This window comes from Exiguobacterium mexicanum, assembly GCF_005960665.1.
GTDB lineage: Bacteria > Bacillota > Bacilli > Exiguobacteriales > Exiguobacteriaceae > Exiguobacterium > Exiguobacterium mexicanum_A.
Map to the genome: position 1 here is coordinate 125462 of NZ_CP040676.1, position 24304 is coordinate 149765.

A 24304-nucleotide genomic window follows, 5' to 3' on the forward strand; every position below is an offset into this window, starting at 1 on the left:
GTCCGTTCGCGGACCAACACGCTTTTTGCTGTTTATGAGAAAAATGGTTTGTATTCCCGGCGTTCGTGCATGACGGATACCCACTGGAGCGTCGTGAACTCCTCGAGCACCCACTCGCCGTTGAAGCGGCCAAGACCCGAATCTTTCTCTCCGCCGAACGGCAAGTGCGGCTCGTCGTTCACCGATTGGTCGTTGACGTGAATCATTCCCGTCTCGACTTGGCGGGCGAACTCGGTCGCACGGTAAATCGAACCGTGGACGGCACCGCTCAGTCCGTATGGCAACTCATTAGAGATATGGAGCGCCTCGGCGTCGTCCTTGAACGACAGAATGACGGCGACCGGTCCGAAAATCTCATTTTTCGCGAGTGGCATGTCGTTCGTGACACCGCTCACGACGGTCGGCTCGAGCACGTTCCCGTCAGCGTTGCCGCCGACCTGGAGCGTCGCACCGGCGTCGACCGTCTGCTTGATTTGATCGAGGATGCGGTCGACTTGGTCGTGGTCGATGAGTGGACCGACTTGTGTGTCTGATTCGTTCGGGTTGCCGAACTTCAAGGCACGGACCCGATCAACGAATTTTTTGAGGAATTCATCGTGAATCGACTCGGCGACGAGGATTCGGTTCGTCGACATACAGATTTGCCCTTGGTGATAGAATTTCGAATAGACGGCCGATTCCACGGCACGGTCTATGTCGGCGTCGTCTAAGACGACGAAGACGTTATTCCCACCGAGTTCGAGCGCTGTCTTTTTCAACAGGCGTCCGGCCTTCTCGGCGATCCCTTTGCCGACCTCGGTCGAACCGGTGAACGAGATGAGTTTTGGCACCGGGTGCTCGACGATGGCGTCCCCAATCTCCGAACCGCGACCGACGACGATGTTCAAGACGCCTTTCGGAAGACCCGCTTCTTCAAATAGCGAGGCGAAGAGGAGACCTCCTGTGACCGGTGTCGCCGTCGCTGGTTTGACGACGACGGTATTCCCCGTCGCGAGGGCGGAGACGATTGAGCGGACCGCGAGGTGGAACGGGAAGTTCCATGGGCTGATGACGCCGATGACGCCAAGCGGTTTCCGATAGACCCGGTTCTCTTTGTTCGGGACGATTGAAGGCTTGATGAGCCCGTCCATGCGGAACGGGAACGTCGCCGCTTCCTTGATGATCGCCATCGAGGCTAAAAATTCGCCTTCTGCTTTGATGCGCGTGCTGCCCGACTCTTTGACGAGCCAGTCGATGATGTCATCTTTATGCTGCAACGTCACTTCGGCGAACTTCTCAATCAAGGCCCGGCGATTTTGTGGCAGCATCGTCGCCCATTCGGTTTGTGCTTCTTTCGCAACGGCATAAGCCTTGTCGAGATCAGACTCGTCGGCCGACCGGATGGAGAACAATGTCTCATCCGTGAACGGGTTGGTGTTATCGATCGATTTGTCGCTTGACCCTTCGACCCATTGGCCATCAATGTACATCTTTGTAAAATCGGTATGCATATTCAAACACTCCTTTATCTTTTTGCTTCACCTTAAGAAGTATTCACCTGATTTGAAAAAATAAACCTCTCGATGCGCAACTAACTTGTTTTACAAAGTAGTTGCAATTGGTAGTGCCTTCCATTACTATTGTGTATAACAAGTTAGTTTAACGAAAGTGAGGTCACGCCATGGCGATGAGTCAAATGTTAAAAGGATTGCTCGAAGGTTGCCTGTTGGCCATCATCGATAAAGGAGAGACGTACGGCTATGAGATGTCGGAGAAGTTGCAGACGTATGGCTTCACGATGGTGAGCGAGGGCAGTATTTACCCGGTCCTGTTACGGATGAAGAAAGAGGGGTGGGTCGAGACGGTCCAAAAGGCGTTGCCATCAGGGGGACCGAAACGAAAATATTACATTTTGACGGAGGCGGGACAGCAAGAGTTGCTCGCCTTCAAACAACGTTGGGCGGAAGTGTCAAGCGGTGTCGACCGCGTACTCGGAGAGGAGAATGAAGATGGAACTTTCAAAAAAGAGTCGTGATTTTTTGGATGATTTAGCGGTATATCTCATGTCGAGCGGGAAATCGGAAGGGGAAGTGCAAGACGTTGTCGCCGAGCTGAAAGACCACCTCGAGGAGGCGGAACGCGCAGGCAAAAGCGTGGACGATGTCGTCGGCCAGAGCCCGAAAGCCTACATGCAGCATCTTGGACGTGAGATGGCGTTCGATGGAAAAGGGTTTTTCAAAATCATCGCAATGATCATTCCGAACGTGTTCGCCTACATCATCATCGCCAACTCCATTCAAGGCGAGATGACATTCTCGACGGTCCAGTTGATTGGGTTCCCGCTCGTCGCTGTCCTGTTCTTACTCGCCGCTTCACAAGCGTTCTGCAACATGTCGGTCCGCTCGAAAAAAAGTAAATTCAAAAACGGGATGATATACATTGCGCTCGCCGCGATGCCGATGACGTTATTCCTCGGGCTGATGGTGCTCGACATCTTCGTCGAGACCCCAACGATCGTGTTCGGCCCAACCGGTCAACTCGTGTTACTCGGCCTTGCCGTCGTCACGTTGCTCATCGTCTCGGTTTGGACGAAAACATGGATCAATCTGATCGTCCCGATTCTCTTGTTTGGACCGCAATATGCGTTCGCCCAAACAAGCTTGCCGCTCGAACAACAATTGATTTACTCGATGCTGATTTTGTTCGTCGGGATGGGGATTTTCTTGTTCGTGTGGTGGAAAAAGAACCAAAAGGAGCAAGTTTGATGTTGGCACGCTTCGGATTATTTTTCTTCTTGAGCCTACCTTTGGGCTATCTCATGGCCGCAGCCGACGATCAATGAGACAGGTTATCCGAAAAAGCACTCACGTCTGCTTAGAGTGTAACGCGGCTGGGAATAGGCAACTGTACGCCTAAAAGAGAAAGAAGGGATTCCCGTTGCCAGTCAATCCGACGATTCAATTTTATTTGAACCAGTTTCAAAATCAGCTCTCGACCACATATGACCAATTGGATCCGTTCGAATTAAGACGACAAGAAGACGCAATGATGACCCGGTTTCAACATAAAGAGCACGTGCATGATGTCGAAGAGCGTCTGATCGCGCTCTCAGGCCGTTCGCTCCCGATTCGCATCTATCGGTCGGGTCGAACGATCGCGCCAGCACTCGTCTATTTTCATGGTGGCGGATATGTCACGGGCAGTCTCGACACCCATGACGCGATATGTCGGACGATCGCGAACGAGGCCGACTGCACCGTCATCTCGGTCGGCTACCGACTCGCTCCGGAGCATAAGTTTCCGACAGCCGTCTACGATAGCTATGGGGCGCTCGTTTGGATTGCGGATCACGCCTCGGAACTTGAAATCGATGCCGAGCGCATCGCCGTCGGCGGAGACAGTGCCGGCGGGACACTCGCCACGGTCAGCGCCTTGATGGCGATTGAACGAGGTCGTCCCCTCGTCATGCATCAGCTGCTGTTTTACCCGGTTACCGGGACCGAGGAGAACTTGCCGCTGTCATTGATTGATTACGCGAACGGTTATTTGCTCGATGAAGGGCTCATCCGGTGGTTCCAGCAACAATATTTCCGTGATGAGTCGGAATTGATGCATCCGTACGCCTCGCCGATTTTTTCGGGCCACTTAGGGGACCTTCCCCCGACGACGTTGTTGACGGCCGAATACGACCCGCTCCGCGACCTCGGACGCGCATACGCCAACAAATTGATTAGCCTCGGTGTCCCGGTGACGTATCACAATTACGGAGGACTCATCCACGGATTCGTCAACTACTACGCATACGTTCCGGAAGCGCGACGAGCCGTCAAAGAAGCGGCGCAGGCGCTCGGACATGCCTTCCATACGCAAAAAACTCGCCCCTGAGGCGAGTTTTTTTCATGCTTTCGATAAATAAGGGAAGCGACAACCTTCCGGGAAGAGTTGTCCTTCGTTCATGCGAATCATCCATTGGCCGTCGCGGGACGGACGTTGTTCCACACCGTCCAGATTGGGCGTGAATTTAAAGACGATTTCGGTGATGCCTTCAAAGGAGAGGCGAGCCACGACGTCACGCATATCGACAGGTCGCGGCGACAGCACGGCATACAAGTTTAAGCGCGAGCGCTCAATCATATAAATGACATGGACGTCATCGAAACGATACACGTCCTCGTTCATCCCTTGGTAGTAATGGAACATCCAAATATGCATGTCGTCCGTCGCATAGAGGCGTGGCGAAAACGGGAGCGACTCCAGCTTGAAACGACGCCACTGCTCGGCATCGACATCGACACGTTCGAGTGGGGAAGCCGATCCCGATACTGAAACGAATAGCTCCGGTTCAAGTTGGACGGAGAACCCCTGTTGCTCGTAAAACGGTTCAACCCCTTCGTCACAAGCCAAAAAATAAGGCAAGGCATCGGCGTCATGCTGTTTGAACAGATACTTGAAAATACGGGTGGCGAGCCCTTGTCCTTGTCGATCCTCGTCGGTCATGACCGTCCCAATCTGATACGCTTCGCGCGCGGTTCCGTCAGCCACGATCGTCATCCGGCTCATCCCGACGTTCGAGATGACATTCCGATAAAACGTCAAGGAATAACAGCGATAGCGGTCGGTCCATTCGCCGGCCATGTACCATTCACCAAAATCGATGCCGAACATCTCATCGGCCAAATAGAAAAATGACGCGAATTCTTCCCCTGAATACTCGAGATTGCTGATAGGTCGTTTAGCCATATGACTCACTCCTTGTTTTGAACTTCTCGGTCCGTTCCTGTACATTAGAGGCAGAGAGGGGTAATACAGATTATGAAACGGTATGAAGCGATTTTATTCGATGTCGATGATACGTTGCTCGACTTTAAACAGAGCGAGCACGTCGCCTTGGAGCAGTTGCTCGCGGCACACAACGTTCGGATGACGGATGAATTGAAACAACAGTATGTGACGATCAATAACGGATTATGGCGCGCGTTCGAGCGCGGCGAGGTCGGACGGGAAGACGTCTTGATGGGCCGGCACACGCAACTGTTCGACACGCTCGGCATCACGATCGATGCACATGAAGTCGAACAGCGTTATCGCGACCATTTGCACGCCGGGGTGCACATCATCGATGGGGCACTCGAACTCGTCCGTACGCTCAGTGAACAGTATCCGCTCTATATCGTCACGAACGGGGTGACGGAGACTCAGTTCAAGCGGCTCGAAGCCTCGGGACTGCTCCCTTACTTCCAAGACGTGTTCGTCTCGGACGCGACCGGTTCACAAAAGCCAATGAAACCATTTTTTGACTATGTATTTGACCGGGTTCCGAATGTGGCACCGGAACGCGGGCTCATTGTCGGTGACTCGCTGACGGCAGATATCGCCGGCGGGCGCATGTATGGGCTCGACACGTGCTGGTACAATCCGCACGAGATTGCGGCGACGGTCGAGACGACGTATGAAATTCAAGACTTGCACGAGTTGAAATCGATTCTATCCGGCTCAGCGGTCGATAAAGTGGGGCGGTAATGATTGTGGCAACGCATAGAGCGTCTCCGGGAAGAGTTTCAAGTCACGGAGCGCGTCAAGTGGCTGCCAACGATAGATGAGGTGATCGCCTTCCGGTCCGTGGAAGTCTCCATGCCGGAGCGGGAGGTCACCCGATACATAGAAGTACATGCCGATCTCGTGGACGGTGCGCTCTAAGTAAGTGAAGAAATTTTCGGAGACGAAGGCGAACGTCGTCCCCGTCAGTGTCGCTTCGAGTTCTTCTTGCAGTTCACGCGTCAAGGCGATTTCGGCCTCTTCGCCGATGCCGACGCGGCCGCCCGGCAACGCCCAAAAGTCATCGTTCACGTTCCGATGAACGAGCAAATGACCGTCCTGGACCCAGATGCCGGCGACGCGATAATTGAACGTGCCGTGCTCGGTCGGAAATACGATATCCATTTTCATCACTCCATTCCTTAAGCTACATCAAGTATACGCCAAGGAGGCAGGTCATGTTTCAATCAAATGAGAGCTATAAAGGTGAGGACTTCCGCGACGAGACGCTCCGTGACATCCAACTCACGCAGACGACGTTCGAGAACTGTCGCTTCACCTATATCGATGCGACCGAGTTTGAGACCGAACAGTGTCGTTTCATCAACTGTGACTTCACCGATTCGAAGTGGAACGCCTCGCGCCACAGCGGCAGCTCATTCCTGAATTGTCAGTTCAACGGGGCGAATCTGTTTTTGAGCGAGTTCGATCAGTGCAAGATGACGGGTTCGTCGTTCGATTCATGCACGTTTGAAGGGGTCGTCGTGCGTGAAGGAGATTGGTCGTTCGTCAATCTGCGTCACGCCCCGCTCCGGAAGATGGATTGGTCCGGTGTCCGGTTGACGGAGGCGGATTTATACGGTGCGGATTTGAAAGAATCACGCTGGACGAACGCCGTCTTGTCCCGCGCCGTGTTGCAACACGCGGATTGCTCCGGTGCCGATTTTGTAGGGGCCGAGATGGATGGGGTCGATTTCTCGGACGTCATTCTGAAACAAGCGACGCTTGACGTCATGCAGGCCGTCCAAGTCGCCCGCTCGCTCGGGGCGAACGTCATATGACCAATGAGCAAGTGCTCGAGCACTTGACGGCCATGGCCGCGGAGCGGGAAGACGTCCGCGTCCTCGTCTTGAACGGGTCGCTCGTCAATCCGCACGTAAAACCAGACCGTTTTCAAGACGTCGATGTCACTTGTTTCGTCGAAGACGTGACCGCGTTCATCGAGGACCGCTCGTGGATGGCGCCGCTCGGGGACGTCTTGATTATGCAGACGCCGGACGAGGTGCCGGGAGGCGACGAATATGAGCGTTTCGCGTTTCTCGTTCAGTTTGCAGCCGGTCATCGCGTCGATTTGACCGTCCGTCCTATGCGTGACGTGCAGGAAGCGATTCACGCTGACTCACTCAGTCTCGTCCTCATTGATAAAGACGAGATTGCCGGTCAACCGATCCCATCTGATGACACGTACCGCATCAAACGACCGAGCCGATTCGACTATGAGCAGTGTTGGAACGAGTTTTGGTGGGTGTCGCTTTACGTCGTCAAAGGTATCAAGCGGGGTCAACTGTTATACGCTTTCGACCATGTGACGATCATGCGAACGATGCTCCGGCAGATGCTTGCATGGGACGTCGGCTTTGCGACAAACTTTACGGCGAACGGAGGAAAGTCTGGGGATGGGCTTGAGAAGCATCTGGCCCCTGAAGTATGGCAGGCTTATCTTGATACATACACTTTGGTCGAAGTGACAGCGATGGAAACGGCCCATGCGACGTTGGTGGAACAATTTGAATGTGTCAGTCGCCGCGTGGCCGACCAAGCCGGATATCCGTTTGCGGAGATGGAAGCCCGACGAATTCGTGACGCCTTTTCGACGCTTTGGTGTTCAAACGATTAGTTTTCGGTTGAGTCGGGAAAAGCCCCTCTATAGAAGGGGGAATGACGCTTGAATCCGTATACGACGTTCATCGCGCTCCTAGTGGGGAGTTTACTCTTATTTGTCGGCATCCGGACGAAAAAATGGCCGATTTTAGTCGTGGCCTTATTTCCGCTTGGACTTGTCGCCTTCAACATGTATTTGCTGATTACTGGACGTTAGAAGACTGTTTTCTTCAGTCTTCTTTTTTGTATATCGATTTTACAAAAAATGCTGTCGGCAACAAAATCCCGATGGCCGCTTCGAGCAAGGCGAACAACCGGGCCGGACCGATTGGCAGCAGGTCGCCGAATCCGATAGACAGCAACGTGACCCCGCTGAAGTAAAGCAGATTGCGCCAGTTCGGATCGACCGCGTTCATCGTCTCGAGTGACGTCACCAATATGACGCCATCGCGTGATAGCGCGTAGTAAATCAAGGCAAACCCGATCATGACGCCGAGTAGGCTGACGAACAAGTGGCTGAACAAGCGCATATCGAAGCCGGTCTGTCTATACGTTTGGCGCCGAAAGAAGGTAAACACGTTCAAGCCGACGAATAATAGGGCAATCGTCAATAAAATGGAATTCACGCCCATTTCTCCCTTCTGTGACAGTCTGTACTATGTTGTTTCCCTGATCGTTCACCGTCAAACGGACCGATTCACACCAAGACGGATTCATTCAACAAGGAGGTGTCCGAGTGCGACGATGTTTAGTGAGCGGCTTATTGTTCATCTTCTTTTTAGGAGGATGTACGACGAAAGAGCCGTTTGATTTTGATGAGATCCATTCCTATAAGATTTTTTATAACATGCCGACCGAGGCGATCATTGAAGACATGGCCCGATACGACCTCGTCATCATCGAACCGATTTGGTATACGCCGGAACAGATTGAGACGATCCGCTCGAACGGGACGAAAGTGCTCGGCTATATTAACGTGATGGAAGCAGATACGTGGAATCGTGCGCTCATCGGCCAAATGGACAAAGACGATTTCTTCTATCGGGACGGGGAACGCATCTATTTCCCGAAATGGGATTCGTATTTGACGGATATCAGCTCGTCCGACTTCCGTAAAATTTTAATCCGTGAAATTCAAAAACAAGTCATCAATAAACATCTGGACGGAATTTTCCTCGACACGGTCGGTGATATCGATGACGTCCACCTCGATTATCCGGACGACTTAGAAGAACAGCTGGCTGGGCTCGAGGCCTTTTTACAAGCGATTGAAAAGGCATATCCGGGCGTCCCAGTCGTCCAAAACTGGGGCATCGAGACGCTCGAACGAACGAGTGCGCCTTACGTGGAAGGCTTCATGTGGGAAGGTTTTAACTACACGGAAATCACGTCCGACTCTTGGTCGATGGAGATGCTCGATCGAATGAACGCGATTCAAGACGAATATGGAATCGCCGTCCTCACCGTCTCGGACCAAGAAGAGGCGACAAGTCGGGACATGGCCGAGGCGAACGGATTCATCCATTATCACGAACCAACTTATTACAATACGTGGGATTTTTAGGGGGTAATTAGGGGAAAGGAAGATAAGGGACTATGTATACCTGTCCGAGGGCAGGGGATCATCCCGCATTAAAACTGAAGAGATGTTATCCATGAGGAGGGGATTATCATTCTGTACGCTCAAGACCGTCCATGGCTCAAATGGGTCGAGATTCTTGTCGTGTTCGCACTATTGATCGGAATCGATTTATTCTTCAGCCTAGGCACGATTCAAAATGAACTGAACTTGTTTTATGTGGCCGCCATCCTGTTCGCGCTCAGGTATGGAACGATTTTCGGCTTAATCAGTTTCGGCATTTTGCTCCTCTATAAAGTGTTATACACCGGCTTAATGGGAGGGGACATCTTCCTGTTGTTCTACGATACAAACTCACTTCTTACACTGTTTTACTACTTCGCCATCACTGTCATCGTCGGGTTGTTCAGCACCTCATTTCGAGAGCGTTACGAAATCAGCCAGTTCCGCAACGAAGAACTGAAAGATGAAAACACGTATTTGAAAGAGACCGTCGATTTACTCAACACTTCGCAAACCACACTTCGTCAAAAACTACTTCAATCCGAGTACAGCTTGAACCAATTGTATGAACTGGCCGTATCGCTTGATTTGCCGCATCCAGAATTGATTCGGAGCGAGACGATTCGCCTGTTGAAAAAAACGTTCCTCGCGAGTGACGTCGCCATCTACCACGTCGACCGTTCCCAGAAGTCGATGCGCCTCTTGATTCGCCAAACGGACAAGAAAGAGTTTCCGCAAACGATTTTTCTCGATGAGGCGTCGAGTATGTTCAAACGGTTCTTCCAAGTGCAAGAGACGACGCTCCGTCAACTCGACGACGAGGACACGGACCCGATGTTGCTCGCACCGATCATCGTGGACGGGACGACCCGAGAAGTCGTCGTCATCAAACGGTTGCCGCTTCGGAAATTGACGACCGATGACTTGCACGTTCTCAACATCCTCTTCTCGTGGATTGGCACACGCATTCAAAATGCCGAGAACCTGATTCGTAAAGAGCAGCACGAGAAGATGCATAAAGGCACCTCGTTTTATAAGAAAACAGCGTTCATAGAACTCGTCGCCATCCAAGAACAAAAGAAGATTCACCATGGACAGCCGTACATCGTCCTCGAATATCCGCTCGGGTATGAGCCTGTCTCACTCGAGAGTATCGAGGCCATCGTCCATTCGTATTTACGGGAGATCGATGTCGTCGGGTACGACCCTGATGAGAATAAGCTGTTGCTCTTACTCCCAGGAACGAGTGAAGAACACCGTCAACGGATCTATGACCGGATCGAAGGGATTTTGATCCAGAAGGGAGTGTGACGGGATGGAGTCTACCATTCGTCTCGTATTGATCGGGATTTATGTCGTTCATGCACTGCTCGCCTTCGGATTATTGATCACGTTGAAACGAAGAATGAAAGCGCCGGATTATGGCATCGCGGTGGTGGCGCTCAGCTTCGGTCTGTTCTTACCGTTTCTAGCCGAACTTGCCGTCTATGCGGTGTATCGGCTTGCTGAACGGTTCGGTCGGAGCGGTCTGATTGAAGACTATGACGACTATATCGACTTCAAGGTCGTCAACTATGAACAGATTCGTCATGAAGCGAGCAGCAGCAGTCATCTGTTACCGCTCACCGACGCCATCAACTCGAAAGATCCGGCTATCCGCAAACACTCGATTTTGACGCACGTCAACCAGTCGATTGACCAGCAAGGCAAGTATTTGCAGATGGGACTTGAGAGCACGGACAGCGAGACTGTCCACTACGCCGCGGCGACAATGAACATCTTGATCGATCAATATGAACAAGAATTGAAACACGCCAAACGCGAGTACGACTTAGGTAACCCAGACACGATTCGACGGCTTGCGACGATTTATAAACGCATGATCCATAGTGAACTCATCACCGAGGTCATGTTGAAGGACAAGCGAGGCGCATGGCTGGAAGAATTATTGAAAGCGAAGACGCTCTATCCGCCTTCGCCCTGGATTTACGAAGACTTGAACGAGATTTATCTCACGTTAGAGCGCCCCAAAGAGCAATTGAACATTTTAAAAGAGTACGTCCATCATTTCCCGGAACGCATCGAGGCTCATCTGATGCTGATCAATTACTATTATGAGCGCGAACGTTGGAACGAAGTGAAGGCGGTCATGTTTATGATGCAGACCCAATTCTCACTGGAGGACGTACCGTATGAGTACCGACTGTTGTTTGAAGAATGGAGTGACACGACATCATGGAAAAACGAACTGTAATCTCATTCTCGCTCTTCATCGTCTTATTTTTAGTCGTCGTCGGTGCGATTCAATACTTACGGATCCACTCGCTACACACGTTGTTGCCAAACGTCGCCGAGCAACAGATGAACATCGACCAGTTGAAGAGTGATGCCTCGGCAAAAGCGGGTGAGCATCAGCTTCAAGTTTATCTCGTCCGGGATGAAGGTGATTTGGCGGTCGAAACGGCAGACAACCTGCTGTACGGTCTGCAGTATGCGAAACTTGACGTTCGCGAAGTGAACCCAGGCGCCGTCGGATCGATTGCGCCATCTCCATACACCATCATCATTTTCACGGGTGAAGATACGACAAGATGGCCGTTCGTGGAAATGAAACGTTATGTCGAACAAGGCGGGAACCTCGTCTTTGCGAATCGGTTTAAAGATCCGGCATGGAACGCGTTGACCGGAATTGAAGAAATCGGTGAGTATGTGCCGGATGTATACGGCTTGAATTTCGAGGAGTCGATTTTTCCGGGCTATGTCGACTTGAATCCACCAGACGACTTATTTGTCCATAGCGTCGTCGATTTTGCGATTGCAGACGAGGCCAACGTCATGTTGTCAGCTGAAGGTTTCCCAATCCTTTGGGAATACGAAGTCGGCGAGGGAAACGTCCTTTATTGGAATACGACAATCACCAACCAAAAGATGATCCGCGGTCTGTTCGTGCAGACGCTCGGCACGATGCCGCCGGCGTTCGTCACAGCACAAGCAGCGATCAAGCTCATGTACATCGATGATTTCCCGGCACCGGTCATGGACGGGAAAATGAAAGACGTGTCCTCGACCCCGCTCGATAAATCGGTCAAAGACTTCTTCGCCGAGGATTGGTGGGAAGATATGGTCGATTTGGCGAAAGATGACGATTTGATTTACACGGGTGCCATGATCGGGACGTATGAAGAGGAGATGGAGCTCGTCGACGAACAGTTGATCAAACGGGGTGAGTTCCCAATGCTCTACTTCGGTCGCAAATTGATCGCCCACGGTGGGGAAATCGGACTCCATGGCTATAACCACCAGTCGCTCGTCACGGCCGATGAACCGATTGACCCGACGTACGGGTACATCCCCTGGCAAGATAAAGACGAGATGAAACGGTCATTGCTTCAAGCCGAGTCCGTGTTTGAGAACTATTTCCCGGCCGAGACGCTCAAGTCATACGTTCCGCCGTCGAACGCGCTCAACCGGACTGGGGTCGATGCGATCGCCGAAGCGTTGCCAGAACTGCGCACGATTGCTTCGCTCTACACGGGGGAGCCGGAGAGCGGAGACTTCGTCCAAGAATTCGAATTTGATGCGACGCATCCGAACTTGTACCATTTCCCGCGTGTGACAAGCGATTACGGGGAAGAGCGCGGATCGATTTTTCAAATAGTCGATGCAATCGCCAACTTGGGTGTGTTTTCCCACTTCATTCACCCGGATGATGTCATCGACCCCGACCGGGCCTTCGGTCGGGATTGGGATACGATGTTCGCGAGTCTTCGCAAAATCGTCCATGACGTGAAAGATCAATATCCGCACCTCGAGGCATATACGCAACACTACGCGACCGAAAAGATGATCACATACCAACAAGCTGATTTGAACGTCACGTTTGATGAGTCGACCGTCTATTTGGCCGGGGAAGGTCTCGTCAACCCCTCTCATTTCACGATTCGCCTCAAACCAGGCCAATCACTTGAGACGGGAGAGTTTGACTTTGGGACGGTCGAACAATGGGAAGCCGACCGTCCGCTCTACCTTGTCAAACTGACATCGGCGAACGCTGAAATCGCCATCAAGGGGGAAGCGCAATGAGAATCGGACTCGTATTAGAGGGCAGTTATCCATACGTGAGCGGAGGCGTCTCAAGTTGGACGCAGACGTTGATTGAGGCGATGCCCGAAGTGTCGTTTGAAATCATTTCGATTCAACCGACCGAGAAGCGTCCGGAAGAGATGAAATATGTGTTCCCACCGAACGTCTCCGGCATCACCCATCTATATTTGAGCGACGTGGGCGAGCGGGCGAAAGGGCGATTAAAGTGGGGCGCTGAGGACGAACAGAACGTATCGGACTGGCTCATGTTGAAAAGTCCGAACCGGCATGCGCTTCGTTTGCTTGGGAAAGAAGTGCCTTCAAGTCAGGCGTTTTTCGCAAGCGAGTTCTTTTGGAAAAATGTCAAGGCGGCCTACGCCGAGGAAATGAACGGGGGTTCGTTCATCGACTATTTCTGGATGTGGCAGAGTATGTACACTCCGATTTTACGGGTGCTCCATCAACCGCTCCCGAAAGTCGACCTCGTTCATTCCGTGTCAACGGGTTATGCCGGTGTGGTCGCGTCCTACATGAAGGAGACGCAAGGGATTCCGTTCATCTTGACGGAGCACGGCATCTACTCGCGGGAACGCGAGGAGGAAATTTTACAGTCATATTGGATTCCGGCGCCGTATAAGCCGAGGTGGGTCCGTTTCTTTCACCATTTGTCGCGTGAGGCCTATAACGCGGCCGATGAGATCATCACCTTGTTCGAGCGGAACCGCGAATATCAGGAGTGGATTGGCGCCCCGAGCGAGAAGACGAAAATCATCGCCAACGGCATCGCCGATCGACAAATCCAGGCGACGGTCGATCGCCCTGAGCACGATCTCTTTCAAATCGGGGCCATCGTCCGCTTGGTGCCAATCAAAGATTTGAAGACGATGATTTACGCCGCCAAGATTTTGCAGGAGCGGCATCGTCTGTTCAAACTGACGATCATGGGACCGCTCGATGAGGATGAAGAATATGCGGAAGAGTGCCGTCTGCTCATCGAACAGAGCGGACTGAACGATTATGTCGAGCTTGTCGGAAAGGTTGATGTCCAAGCCTATTTGCCGAAGTTTGATTTACTTCTGTTGACGAGTATCTCGGAAGGTCAACCGCTCGCGATTCTTGAAGGAATGGCAGCCGGCATCCCGTGGGTCGCGACCGATGTCGGGGCTTGTTCCGAGCTCCTGTACGGCCGAGAAGACGACCCGTTCGGTCCAGCCGGATTTATCGTGCCCCCGGTTCATCCGGAAGCGGTCGCGGACAAGGTCGAGTGGATGATGGATTATCCGCAGGAGCGGATGCGTTTCGGTAAGAACGGGCGGGAGCGGGTCCGTCAATACTATCGTCTCCAACAAGTCGTGGACCGCTACAAAGCCATCTATGAAACGAGGAGGGAACAGTATGGCGGGCATCGGGTTTAAGCTGCAGAAGTTGTTCCAAGAAGACTACTATTCGTCCAGGTTGAAGGCGTACACGTTCTCGGGCCTCGTCACATCCGGACCGTGGTTGATCGTCATCTTGGTCGTCGGGACGATTCAATGGTTGGCGTTCCAAATGCCGACGTTATCGCTCGCCGAACGGACGCTTTTCATGATCTCGGTCTCGTACGCGTTCATCTTCTCGCAAATCTTGTTCAGCTTCCAACAGCTCGTCGTCACCCGATATGTGGCGGACTTGTTTTACGAGAAGAAGGCACATGAGATTTTCCCGGTCTTCACCGGGATGCTCAAAGTGACGATCCTCGCCGCGACGATTCTGTACAGTATCTTTTGGCTATTGTCGCCGCTCGATTTTCTGTACAAACTGACGTTGTTCGTTTTATTCATGACGATCAATGTCATCTGGGTCATGTTCTTGTTCTTGAGTGCCGCCAAGTATTATCAAGCGGTGGCCTATAGCTTCTTGCTCGGCGGACTCATCTCGGTCGGGAGCGTCTATGCGATTAGCCGTCTCATGGTCAATCCGTCGAGTCTCGAGCTGTTGCTCGGTTTCACGGTCGGGATGATTGTGACGTTGTTCGGGTTGTTCTTCGCGATGCTCCGGACGTTCCCGCTCCGTTACGCGGTGAAAGAGTTCTCGTACTTCAAGTACTTCGACCGCTATCCAGACTTGTTCGCCATCGGCGTGTTGTACGTGCTCGGGATTTGGGTCACGAATTTCATCATCTGGTTCGGTGAAGGACGTGTGATCGTCGCGGACTCGTTCTTGTTCAACCCGTATTATGACACGGCCATCTTTTGGTCGTACTTGACGATCATCCCGACGCAACTCCTGTTCGTCGTCGCCGTCGAGACTCGGTTTTATGAGCGCTACCGTACGTTTTATGGATTGATTAACTACGGCGGGGCGCTCCATCAAATCGAGAAAGCGAAACAGACGATGACGTCGGTGCTGAAAAATGAGTTGATTCGACTCGCGCGGAGCCAAGGCGTCGTGACGTTGTTCGCCATCCTCATGGCAGGCGTGTTCGTCAGTTGGATCGGCGTCCCGGATGAGATCGGTCAAATCTTTCGGATGACGACGCTCGCGGCGTTCGCGAACGCGATGATTCTCATCTTGACGTTGTTGTTGCTCTATTTCGAGGATCGACGCGGGGCATTGTTCGTCAACATCTCGTTCTTCACGTTGAATGCGTTGTTCACGCTCTTGCTCTTGCCGCGCGGCATCGATTGGTACGGCGTCGGCTTTGCCGTCAGCACGACAATCACGTTCTTCTTAGCCGGCCTGCGTTTGATCTATTACATGGGCAAAGTCGATTATTACGTGTTCGCGGCCTCGAATCGACGCAAGCTTGGTACCGAACGGTTCTCCCAAATGGGGACGTTGTTGAACCGTCACTTCTCGCGATAAAGGGTTTTCAACAAAGATAAAGACTGATATGATGTGGTCGTAGACGACCGAATTTCATAATGTTTACCACTAGGGGAGTCGCGTGACGCGGCTGAGATGGACGAGGTCCAGACCCTTTGAACCTGATCTAGTTCACGCTAGCGTAGGGAAGTGGGCGAACCGATTGTTCTCGTACACTTTGTGTAAATCCGACGCCGCTTCCGTTATGGGAGGCGGCGTCTTTTTTTATAACAAAGGAGGAGACATGAATGACATTCACCGCACATCTTCGACAAGAGGCCGATGCCTTGTTTCAAGCCAGCTTTGACCATCCGTTCGTCCGCGAGCTCGGAACGGGTGAACTCGACGAGGCGAAATTTCGGCATTACGTCATGCAAGACTCATATTATTTGAACCAGTTCTCCAAAGTGCAGGCGAAAGGCGCGACCCTCGCCCCGAACATGGAAGTAGCGAGCCGCTTTTTGACGCACGCGCTTCATACGATTGAAGCGGAGCATGCGTTGCACCGTGAGTTTTTCACCTTGCTCGACGTGACGGAGGCAGAGTGGGCAACGTTTGAGCCCGCTCCAACGGCTTACGCCTATGCGCTCCATATGCAACAGGCCGGTCCGACGCTCGGCGACGTGCTCGCGTCGATTTTGCCGTGCTACTGGGTCTATTATGAGATTGGGGAACGAATGAAAGATGCCACACCCGATCATCCGATCTATGCGACGTGGATTGCGACGTACGGTTCGGAATGGTTCCGCGATCTCGTCGAGGAACAGCTTGAACGGCTCGACGTGCTCGCCGGACAAGCGACAGCGGAAGAACGGGTCCGGTATCAACAGCTGTTCTTGAAGAGTTGTTATTATGAACATGCGTTTTGGGAAATGGCGTGGACGCTCGAATCGTGGGATTTACCGGCGGGGGTGACACGATGAAGCGCGACTTATGGGACAAAGTCAGAGCCGAACGGCCACTCATCCATAACATTACGAATATCGTCGTCGCTAACTTTTCGGCGAACGGGTTGCTCGCCATCGGCGCTGCGCCGGTGATGGCGTCAGCCGTCGAAGAAGTCGCGGACATGGCGTCTGCGAGCGATGCGCTCGTACTCAATATCGGCACACTCGATGCGACGACGGAACGTACGATGATTCGAGCCGGACAGGCGGCGAATGAATCGAGCCGGCCGGTCGTCTTCGATCCGGTCGGTGTCGGGGCGACCGCGTTTCGACGTGACGTCGCTACATCCATTTTGCAACACGTCCGCGTGACGGTCATCCGAGGCAATGCCGGAGAAATCGCGACATTGATTGGTCTCGACGCGGCGGCGCGCGGCGTGGACGCTGGGGAAACGCGGGTTGATTTGAATCACATCGCGCGCGCGGCGGCACGACGCTACAACTGTGTCGTTGCCGTGACCGGAGAGACGGATGTCGTCAGCGACGGGGACGCGACGATTGAAATCAAAGGCGGCACCGCAGCAATGGCCCGGACGACAGGGACCGGTTGTTTACTCAGTGCGGTCGTCGGTGCGTTCCTTGCGGTCGAACGGGATGCGGTTACGGCAACGGCGACAGCGCTCGCCGGATATGCCCGGTGCGGCGAACTGGCTACCACTTTGGCGGACGGACCGGGCGACTTCCCCGTTCATTTCTTGAATGAACTCGGCAAGATGACGGCCGTCGAGTTGCCGAGCGACCGTATTGAGGTGGTGTTATGATGCGGCCGCAAGTATTGACGATTGCGGGTTCGGACTCTGGCGGGGGAGCGGGAATCCAAGCTGATTTGAAGACGTTTCAAGAGCTCGGCGTGTTCGGGACGAGCGTTCTGACGGCCGTCACCGCTCAAAACACTCGTGGGGTGCATGGGGTCGAAGCAGTGTCGCCGGAACTCATCACGCAACAACTCGATGCAATCGGTTCGGACTTTTCGATCGCAGCATGTAAGACCGGGATGTTATTTGATGCGTCGCGCATCGAGGCGGTCGCTACCGGGGTGAAACGTCATGTCTTCAACCGACTCGTCGTCGACCCGGTCATGATTGCGAAAGGAGGGGCTCCGCTTTTACAGGACACGGCGGTCGATGCGCTCAAGACCTCCTTGTTGCCACTCGCGACAGTCGTCACGCCGAACGTGCCGGAAGCGGAAGTGCTGACCGGTTTGACGATTCGATCGTTTAATGATCGTCTCGAGGCGGCTCGGCGGATGTTAGCGTACGGTGTGCGCGCGGTTATTTTAAAAGGCGGCCATCTCGAAGGTGAAACTGCCGAAGACTTGATCATGACGGAGTCAGAAGTGTTCCTCCTCTCGGCCCCGCGCATCCAGACGAGCGATACACACGGAACAGGTTGTACATTTTCGGCGGCGCTTACAGCGGAACTTGCCAAAGGTCGTTCCATCATGGAGGCGGCGGTGACGACGAAGCGGTTCATTCAAAGCGCCATCACCCATGGCCTCGAGATCGGCGCCGGACACGGACCGACGAACCATTGGGCATATGTGGCGTATGGAGAGGAGGGCGTGACGATTGAATCCATCAAGGCGGGCACTCGCTGAACAGTTACGGCTTTACTTCGTATGCGGGACACCGAACACGAAAGACATGCTCCAGACGGTGGAAACGGCACTCCAATGTGGCGTGACATGTTTTCAATTTCGTGAAAAAGGTAAAGAGGCACTGTGTGGGGATAAAAAAGAAGCGATGGCAAGGACCCTGCAAGCACTTTGTCGTTCGTACGACGTCCCGTTCATCATCAACGACGATGTTGAATTGGCGGCGCGCATTGATGCGGACGGCGTGCATATCGGACAAGACGATGACGAGGCCGCAATCGTTCGGGAGCGGATTGGTCCAGATAAGTGGCTCGGTGTCTCGGTCCACACGCTCGAAGAAGCGGCAGCAGCCATCGAGCATGCGGATTATGTAGGCATTGGCCCAATTTACCCGACGACTTCGAAAGAAGATGCCGGGGCAGTGAACGGGACGACGCTCATCCGGCAAGTCCGAGACATGTATCGAGAGCTGCCAATCGTGGGGATTGGCGGCATTTTACCGGAACATGTCCCGATGATTCGGAACGACGGGGCGGACGGCGTCGCCGTCATCTCGGCCATCGCTTCTGCACCGGATGTGGCCATGGCCACACGGCGTTTCGCTTGTCTCTGAATTCAACTTGAGGAGGAAGACAGATGAACGTATTTGTAATAGGCGCGAATGGACAGATTGGAAAACAGCTCGTGGAACGATTGCACGAGGAAGGGAAACACCAAGTCACGGCGATGGTTCGAAAACAAGAGCAACTCGATGACTTCACATCAAAAGGCTATCAGGCCGTCCTAGGCGACCTCGAAGGTGACGTCTCGTCACTTGAACAAGCAATGTCTGGCATGGACGTGGTCGTCTTCGCGGCCGGTTCAGGTGGTAGCACCGGAGCCGACAAGACGCTCCTGATTGACCTTGACGGCGCGGCGAAAAGCATCGAGGCTGCCAAGAACGGGAATGTTAAACAGTTCGTCATGGTGAGCGCCTTGAAAGCGGAAGATCGTTCGGCATGGCCGGAAGAGATGAAACCATATTATGTGGCGAAGCACCATGCGGATCGTCTGCTCGAGGAGAGCGGGCTTACGTATACGATCGTCCGTCCGGGCGCTCTCACAGATGACGCCGGCACCGGCAAAGTGAAGACGGGCGACGTCTCGACAGGTGAGATTCCGCGTGCAGACGTGGCGGCCTTCTTGGCACATCTCATTGGTCATGACGCAGCCCACAATCAAGCGATTGACCTCGTCAAAGGTGACACGGCGATTGAGGACACATTATAAACGAGATGACGACAGCGAGCGGACTTGGTTCCGCTCGCTTTTTGTATGGATGTGTCCGTGAACTCGACAAAGGATTCGCTTCGACCGATAGAGAAAGTAAGAGATGGATTTGTTAGAAGAAAGGGGTCTATCCATGACCGCATTATTTCTCTATATGGCCGTTTACTTGCTTCCGGCTTTTCTATTGAGTCACCTTGCTCTTGACGTATTGGTTCGGTAACGCCGGAATTTTGATTTTCGTCTGTTCGGTCCACTTCATTGTCAAAGTGACGGGCGTCGGGGCGAAGTTACCGAGATGGATTTATCCGTATGCCATTTATTTGCCGCTCGTCCCGGTCGCGTTGACGTTCATCCGTCAAGAGAACATCTTGAACAGTCAGCGTTTCGACCAAGTCGGTGTCTGGATTTATCCTGAGTTCAACGCGTCTTATTTGACGACGATGACCGTCGGTAACGTGTTTCATTTTCTTGTGATTCTATTATTGATGTATGCCCTTAAGCGGTCCGAGCGCTTCGAGCATCATCGTGTCCTGCGCTTGTCGTCATCGACCTCGACGGCTTTAAAGGAATCAACGACACGTACGGCCATCAAGTCGGCGATGATTTTCTCATTCATCTCGGTGAGTTGCTTGAGATGGCGACGCCGGAAGCGGGACTGGCCTCGCGCGTCGGCGGGGATGAGTTCTATATGTATGTGCCGAACGTCGATGCAGATGACATCGTTGCGTTCGTCGAGCGCTTGCAGTCGCTGCTGACGGAGCGACCGTTCCGGCTTGGACATGAGACGATTCCGATTCGAGCGAGCATCGGGGTCAGTGTCGCACCGGATCAAGGGGAGGACTTGGACACGCTCATCCATAAAGCTGATCAGGCGATGTATCAAATCAAGCAACACGGTAAAAACGACTATGCGATTTATGACGAGGTGTTACACGGACCGAAATAACGGGAACGAGAATGAAGATGGCAATTTGATAGAGGAGGAGACAATATGACTGAAAAACCGTTAGTGACGATGCGAGCCGAAGGGGAAGCGACGAGTGTGAAGACGACGGTGCATGTGCGTGACCTCGAACCGTTCGTCGTCGATGAACCGGAACGTCTCGGCGGGACGGACGCCGGTCCGAACCCGCTCGAATATTTGCTTGGGGGCGTTGTCGTCGTGTACGACAATCATGATTGCCTACGTGGCGCAAGACCAAGATTTCAACTATGACGGGGTGACGTTCGTGACCGAAGGAACGCTCGACCCGCGCGGCTTCCAAGGCGTTGAAGGAGTACGGACGTATTTTGAGAAAGTACACGTCAACATCGTCCTCGATACGACCGAATCGGATGAACGGATTGCGGCGCTCCAAAAAGGCGTTGAGGCTCGTTGTCCAATCCACAATTTAATGCATGCGGCCAACGTCGACATCACGGCGACGTGGACACGGAAGTGAGGATGGGGCGACCCATCCTTTTTTTGATGTAGACAGGAATGTTTGCCGACGAGCACGAACAAAAAGAGACGTGAGAAAGGAGGTTGTCATGGATATTCGCCCGATGACACAGCAAGACGCCCGCGCGATTCAAGCGTGGACGTACGAGGCACCGTATGATTTCTATAACCAAGAAGCTTCAGCGGAAGGGCTGGATGAACTGATGGCGTATCAGGTCGTCCATGACGAGGCGTTGATCGGTTTCTATTGTCTCGGCACGTACGCACAAGTGCCGAACGATACATACGTCTACGATGACACATGCGTCGACCTCGGGCTCGGCATGCGCCCGGATCGAACGGGACGGGGACACGGGCGTACGTTCGTCCGGTTGGTGATGCAAGAAGCGGCGCACGAAGGCAAACCGCTCCGGTTGACGGTGGCCGCGTTCAATGAGCGGGCCATCCATCTCTATGAGCAGCTCGGGTTTCGACGGGTCACTTCGTTTGAAAAAGGGGCGACCCGTTTTCTCGTCATGACCCGATAATCAGCCGTACTGTTTCTGATGGGCTTTCTTTCGCTTCAAATAGTCCTCGTCCGCCCGAAGCTGGTCCCATCGCTCTTTGAAGATGCGGGCCGATTCCGCTTTCTCCTCGTCGATTTGTCGGTCGTGGAGATCGCCGTCGTCCTTATATTTTCGTCCACCTTTATAGTTGGCGTAACGTCTCGCCCGGGTATAGCCCATCTGGATGAATTTGCGGGCCATATCCATTCCGACGAAATCATCGTTGGCCCGGTATTTTTCGAATAGCTCCATGATTTCATCGGCGGACTGTTTGGCGATGTCAGGCGTCTTGAAGCGCCAATGGGGGAGAATTTCACTTTTATACGGTTCGACGAGCAGGACGCCTTGCTCGCCGCGTCCGACTCGATACAGCTCGGGGTGTTCGCGGAAATCAATCGTTTCAAAATCTAAATCATAATCAAATGGCATCGTGATCCCTCCTCATGGATTCATTCCCGGAACGAATCCGAGGGAAACGACAGAAAGGAAGAACAAGATGATTCAACTTGATACAGATCGGCTCCGGTTGCGGGCGTTTCAGCTCGAGGACGCTGAACAGATGTTTCACTATGCGAAAGACGAGCGGGTCGGACCGAAAGCAGGCTGGGCGCCGCACCAATCGGTCGAGGAGACGGGTGACGTCATCCGGCTGTTCCAGCAAGACCAAGACGTCTGGGCCATCACACTGAAAAAGACAGGTGAGGTGATCGGCAGCCTCGGGTTGCACGACCGCCGACCGGACCCTGAGATTCAGCATGACCGGCAGCGCGAGATCGGGTATGTCCTCAGCCCGGACCGTTGGGGGCAAGGGTACATCCCGGAAGCCGTCCATGAAGTGATGCGGCACGGTTTTGACGACCTCGGACTCGAACGCATCTGGTGCGGTCATTTCGACTTCAACGACCAGTCGCGTCGCGTCGTCGAAAAGACAGGCTTCACGTACGCGTTCACGACGTCTCAGCAGTTGACGCGCTTAGATGGGCGCACTGTGCAGAGCCTCATTTATGTCGTGACGAAAGATGAGTACGAACGTGTTAAAGCGTGAAGAAAAGCCAGCGTGTCGATTTGCGACGCGCTGGCTTTTATTTATGCGTGCTCGACAGGTTGGAGCGCTTGAACGACTTCGTCTTTGATCGTGACGCCGTTCGCTTCAAGTTCAGCGATTTTATCGGCGAACTGCGGCAAGTAATCTTTATGGGCGATGAGCAGTTCATCGAGCACCCGTTTCGCGGTCTCGCCGCTCGGGATAAGCGGATTGATGATGAACGCTTGAAGGGCGAGCCCGTAGTCACCGGTCACGGCCGCTTCTTCGACGCACAGCTCCATGTTCTTCATAACTTGGAGCCATCCTTTTTCAGCCGGGGCGAGCGCGCCGAACGCGATTGGTTTCGCACCGGTCGCGCCGATATAGGCGGACACTTCGACGACATCGTCTGGAGCGAGGTCAGGGACGGCCCCGTTGTTCTTCGTCGAGACGACGATATGTGTGTTCTTATTGGCGTAAATCGAGGCGATTGTCTCACACGCCGCATCCGAATAGTGGGCGCCACCGCGTTTAGATAGTTGCTCCGGTTTATGGTCGAGGTTCGGGTCTTTGTACAGCTCGAATAGCTCCGCTTCCGTCTGCTTCACTTGCTCGGCCCGCGTGCCGACGGCCGGGTCTCGATATTCCTCGAGCATGTGGGCGAGCATTTCCTCGGCACGGTAGTAATACCGGTGATAGCCGCAAGGGATCATGTTCATCTGTTGCAGTTGTTCTTGGAAGAACGGCATGTCGTGAATGTTGGCGGGAATCCCCGAATCGCCGTCGTACATCTTGTCGATGATGTCACGTGTCACGTCTTGTCCGCTCACGTCGTGGACGCGGTGCCAGTGGAAATGGTTCAACCCGGCGAACGAATAGATCAAGTCCTCTGGCTTCTTGCCGATCAGTTCCGGTTCAGCCATCATCGCATTGACCGGCACGTTGCACAGTCCGATAACTTTGTCCCATTTGCCGTAACGGATGACCGCGTCGGTCACCATTCCGCTCGGGTTCGTGAAGTTGACGAGCCAGGCGTCCGGACAGAGCTGTTTCATGTCTTCGACGATATCGAGGATGACAGGAATGGTACGGAACGCCTTCAAGATACCGCCGGCCCCGTTCGTCTCTTGGCCGACCATACCGTACGAGAGCGGAATCCGTTCGTCTTTGATGCGGGCGTCGAGCAAACCGACACGGAACTGTGTCGTGACAAAGTCGGCGTCTTGTAACGCTTCTCGACGGTCGAGCGTCAGATGCACTTTAACGTCATACGGAGAAGCGTCCCACATCCGTTGCGCCATCTGTCCGACGATGTCGAGTTTGTCTTTCCCGGCCTCGATATCGACGAGCCAAATCTCACGAATCGGTAACTCTTCGTAACGCTTGATGAACCCTTCCATCAATTCTGGTGTGTAGCTGCTGCCGCCCCCGATGGTGACGAGCTTGATTCCCGTTGTCATTCCAATCTCCTCCTCATATGTTCACAAAATAGTCTCAGATGTGTAAATGAATATCAGCGCTGAATGTATCTTCTCATTTCTCATTCAGTATAAAATATAGAAAAATGAACACAATAGATT

General features: G+C 53.2%; 29 protein-coding genes and 1 riboswitch. Of the genes, 23 read left to right on the forward strand and 6 right to left on the reverse strand.

Annotated features, from left to right (window positions below):
- Window positions 1-32: 32 nt before the first annotated feature.
- Complete coding sequence (locus FED52_RS01140; protein ID WP_138858618.1) at window positions 33-1490, reverse strand: aldehyde dehydrogenase family protein; 1458 nt, start codon at window positions 1488-1490, stop codon at window positions 33-35.
- Between the two features lie 170 nt (window positions 1491-1660).
- Here FED52_RS01140 and FED52_RS01145 point away from each other — a divergent pair, with 170 nt between their 5' ends.
- The 3 genes from FED52_RS01145 (at window position 1661) to FED52_RS01155 (ending at window position 3864) form a co-directional block, all read left to right on the forward strand.
- A complete protein-coding gene (locus tag FED52_RS01145) occupies window positions 1661-2014 on the forward strand; it encodes a PadR family transcriptional regulator (protein WP_138858619.1) in 354 nt (117 codons plus the stop codon).
- The gene (locus FED52_RS01150; protein WP_138858620.1) at window positions 1989-2744 is read left to right on the forward strand and encodes an HAAS domain-containing protein; all 756 of its coding nucleotides are present in this window, start codon (window positions 1989-1991) and stop codon (window positions 2742-2744) included. The genes FED52_RS01145 and FED52_RS01150 overlap by 26 nt, the downstream gene beginning before the upstream one ends.
- A 172-nt stretch (window positions 2745-2916) precedes the next feature.
- The gene (locus tag FED52_RS01155; protein WP_138858621.1) at window positions 2917-3864 is read left to right on the forward strand and encodes an alpha/beta hydrolase; all 948 of its coding nucleotides are present in this window, start codon (window positions 2917-2919) and stop codon (window positions 3862-3864) included.
- A 12-nt stretch (window positions 3865-3876) separates the two neighbouring features.
- Here the strand turns inward: FED52_RS01155 and FED52_RS01160 are convergent, their stop codons facing one another.
- Window positions 3877-4719: a GNAT family N-acetyltransferase gene (locus tag FED52_RS01160; protein WP_167491724.1), complete on the reverse strand. Its 843-nt coding sequence runs from the start codon at window positions 4717-4719 to the stop codon at window positions 3877-3879.
- Window positions 4720-4791: 72 nt separating this feature from the next.
- Between FED52_RS01160 and FED52_RS01165 the strand changes: the two genes are divergently transcribed.
- Window positions 4792-5499, forward strand: a complete 708-nt coding sequence (locus FED52_RS01165) for a YjjG family noncanonical pyrimidine nucleotidase (RefSeq protein ID WP_138858623.1) — start codon at window positions 4792-4794, stop codon at window positions 5497-5499.
- Here FED52_RS01165 and FED52_RS01170 read toward each other — a convergent pair.
- Window positions 5473-5919, reverse strand: a complete 447-nt coding sequence (locus tag FED52_RS01170; RefSeq protein WP_138858624.1) for an NUDIX hydrolase — start codon at window positions 5917-5919, stop codon at window positions 5473-5475. The two genes, FED52_RS01165 and FED52_RS01170, sit on opposite strands and share 27 nt — an antisense overlap.
- A 53-nt stretch (window positions 5920-5972) precedes the next feature.
- Here FED52_RS01170 and FED52_RS01175 point away from each other — a divergent pair, with 53 nt between their 5' ends.
- From FED52_RS01175 to FED52_RS13800, 3 genes are read left to right on the forward strand one after another with little or no spacing between them, the layout of a single operon-like run.
- The gene (locus FED52_RS01175; RefSeq protein ID WP_138858625.1) at window positions 5973-6575 is read left to right on the forward strand and encodes a pentapeptide repeat-containing protein; all 603 of its coding nucleotides are present in this window, start codon (window positions 5973-5975) and stop codon (window positions 6573-6575) included.
- Window positions 6572-7411: an aminoglycoside 6-adenylyltransferase gene (locus FED52_RS01180; RefSeq protein WP_138858626.1), complete on the forward strand. Its 840-nt coding sequence runs from the start codon at window positions 6572-6574 to the stop codon at window positions 7409-7411. The genes FED52_RS01175 and FED52_RS01180 overlap by 4 nt, the downstream gene beginning before the upstream one ends.
- Window positions 7412-7459: 48 nt before the next feature.
- The gene (locus FED52_RS13800) at window positions 7460-7612 is read left to right on the forward strand and encodes a hypothetical protein (RefSeq protein ID WP_034779628.1); all 153 of its coding nucleotides are present in this window, start codon (window positions 7460-7462) and stop codon (window positions 7610-7612) included.
- 13 nt (window positions 7613-7625) lie between these two features.
- On the opposite strand, the gene FED52_RS01185 is transcribed toward FED52_RS13800, so the two are convergent.
- Window positions 7626-8027, reverse strand: a complete 402-nt coding sequence (locus FED52_RS01185) for an ion channel (RefSeq protein ID WP_138858627.1) — start codon at window positions 8025-8027, stop codon at window positions 7626-7628.
- A 104-nt stretch (window positions 8028-8131) separates the two neighbouring features.
- Here FED52_RS01185 and FED52_RS01190 point away from each other — a divergent pair, with 104 nt between their 5' ends.
- From FED52_RS01190 to FED52_RS01255, 15 genes are all read left to right on the forward strand, one after another.
- A complete protein-coding gene (locus FED52_RS01190; protein WP_240731278.1) occupies window positions 8132-8959 on the forward strand; it encodes a glycoside hydrolase family 191 protein in 828 nt (275 codons plus the stop codon).
- Between the two features lie 159 nt (window positions 8960-9118).
- Window positions 9119-10288, forward strand: coding sequence for a GAF domain-containing protein (locus FED52_RS01195; RefSeq protein WP_138858628.1), 1170 nt, complete (start codon window positions 9119-9121; stop codon window positions 10286-10288).
- A gap of 4 nt (window positions 10289-10292) precedes the next feature.
- A complete protein-coding gene (locus FED52_RS01200) occupies window positions 10293-11231 on the forward strand; it encodes a tetratricopeptide repeat protein (RefSeq protein ID WP_138858629.1) in 939 nt (312 codons plus the stop codon).
- Complete coding sequence (locus tag FED52_RS01205; protein WP_138858630.1) at window positions 11213-13060, forward strand: DUF2194 domain-containing protein; 1848 nt, start codon at window positions 11213-11215, stop codon at window positions 13058-13060. Before FED52_RS01200 ends, FED52_RS01205 begins: the two co-directional genes overlap by 19 nt.
- Window positions 13057-14475 (forward strand): GT4 family glycosyltransferase PelF, encoded by a 1419-nt coding sequence (gene pelF / locus FED52_RS01210; protein ID WP_138858631.1) that lies wholly within the window; start codon window positions 13057-13059, stop codon window positions 14473-14475. Before FED52_RS01205 ends, pelF begins: the two co-directional genes overlap by 4 nt.
- Window positions 14456-15904: an exopolysaccharide Pel transporter PelG gene (pelG, locus tag FED52_RS01215; protein ID WP_138858632.1), complete on the forward strand. Its 1449-nt coding sequence runs from the start codon at window positions 14456-14458 to the stop codon at window positions 15902-15904. Before pelF ends, pelG begins: the two co-directional genes overlap by 20 nt.
- Before the next feature lie 61 nt (window positions 15905-15965).
- A riboswitch (TPP riboswitch) is annotated at window positions 15966-16070 on the forward strand.
- Window positions 16071-16152: 82 nt separating this feature from the next.
- Window positions 16153-16827 (forward strand): thiaminase II, encoded by a 675-nt coding sequence (gene tenA, locus FED52_RS01220; RefSeq protein ID WP_138858633.1) that lies wholly within the window; start codon window positions 16153-16155, stop codon window positions 16825-16827.
- The gene (thiM, locus tag FED52_RS01225; RefSeq protein ID WP_138858634.1) at window positions 16824-17612 is read left to right on the forward strand and encodes a hydroxyethylthiazole kinase; all 789 of its coding nucleotides are present in this window, start codon (window positions 16824-16826) and stop codon (window positions 17610-17612) included. The genes tenA and thiM overlap by 4 nt, the downstream gene beginning before the upstream one ends.
- Window positions 17612-18448 carry a bifunctional hydroxymethylpyrimidine kinase/phosphomethylpyrimidine kinase gene (gene thiD / locus FED52_RS01230; RefSeq protein WP_138858635.1) on the forward strand — a complete coding sequence of 279 codons (837 nt, stop codon included), beginning with the start codon at window positions 17612-17614 and terminating at the stop codon, window positions 18446-18448. Before thiM ends, thiD begins: the two co-directional genes overlap by 1 nt.
- Window positions 18420-19058: a thiamine phosphate synthase gene (gene thiE, locus FED52_RS01235; RefSeq protein ID WP_138858636.1), complete on the forward strand. Its 639-nt coding sequence runs from the start codon at window positions 18420-18422 to the stop codon at window positions 19056-19058. Before thiD ends, thiE begins: the two co-directional genes overlap by 29 nt.
- A 23-nt stretch (window positions 19059-19081) precedes the next feature.
- Complete coding sequence (locus tag FED52_RS01240) at window positions 19082-19714, forward strand: SDR family oxidoreductase (protein ID WP_034779608.1); 633 nt, start codon at window positions 19082-19084, stop codon at window positions 19712-19714.
- A 568-nt stretch (window positions 19715-20282) separates the two neighbouring features.
- Window positions 20283-20660: a GGDEF domain-containing protein gene (locus FED52_RS13950; RefSeq protein ID WP_240731327.1), complete on the forward strand. Its 378-nt coding sequence runs from the start codon at window positions 20283-20285 to the stop codon at window positions 20658-20660.
- A gap of 45 nt (window positions 20661-20705) precedes the next feature.
- Window positions 20706-20930 (forward strand): OsmC family protein, encoded by a 225-nt coding sequence (locus FED52_RS13955; RefSeq protein WP_240731279.1) that lies wholly within the window; start codon window positions 20706-20708, stop codon window positions 20928-20930.
- Window positions 20902-21156 (forward strand): OsmC family protein, encoded by a 255-nt coding sequence (locus FED52_RS13960; protein ID WP_240731280.1) that lies wholly within the window; start codon window positions 20902-20904, stop codon window positions 21154-21156. Before FED52_RS13955 ends, FED52_RS13960 begins: the two co-directional genes overlap by 29 nt.
- 88 nt (window positions 21157-21244) lie before the next feature.
- Complete coding sequence (locus FED52_RS01255; protein ID WP_138858637.1) at window positions 21245-21682, forward strand: GNAT family N-acetyltransferase; 438 nt, start codon at window positions 21245-21247, stop codon at window positions 21680-21682.
- Here FED52_RS01255 and FED52_RS01260 read toward each other — a convergent pair whose 3' ends face one another.
- Window positions 21683-22129, reverse strand: a complete 447-nt coding sequence (locus FED52_RS01260; RefSeq protein ID WP_138858638.1) for a DUF4385 domain-containing protein — start codon at window positions 22127-22129, stop codon at window positions 21683-21685. It abuts the gene before it with no gap.
- Window positions 22130-22196: 67 nt separating this feature from the next.
- Between FED52_RS01260 and FED52_RS01265 the strand changes: the two genes are divergently transcribed.
- Entirely contained in the window at window positions 22197-22745 is a 549-nt protein-coding gene (locus FED52_RS01265; RefSeq protein ID WP_138858639.1) for a GNAT family N-acetyltransferase, read from the forward strand.
- A gap of 41 nt (window positions 22746-22786) precedes the next feature.
- On the opposite strand, the gene FED52_RS01270 is transcribed toward FED52_RS01265, so the two are convergent.
- Window positions 22787-24184, reverse strand: a complete 1398-nt coding sequence (locus FED52_RS01270) for a 6-phospho-beta-glucosidase (RefSeq protein WP_138858640.1) — start codon at window positions 24182-24184, stop codon at window positions 22787-22789.
- Window positions 24185-24304 lie beyond the last annotated feature (120 nt).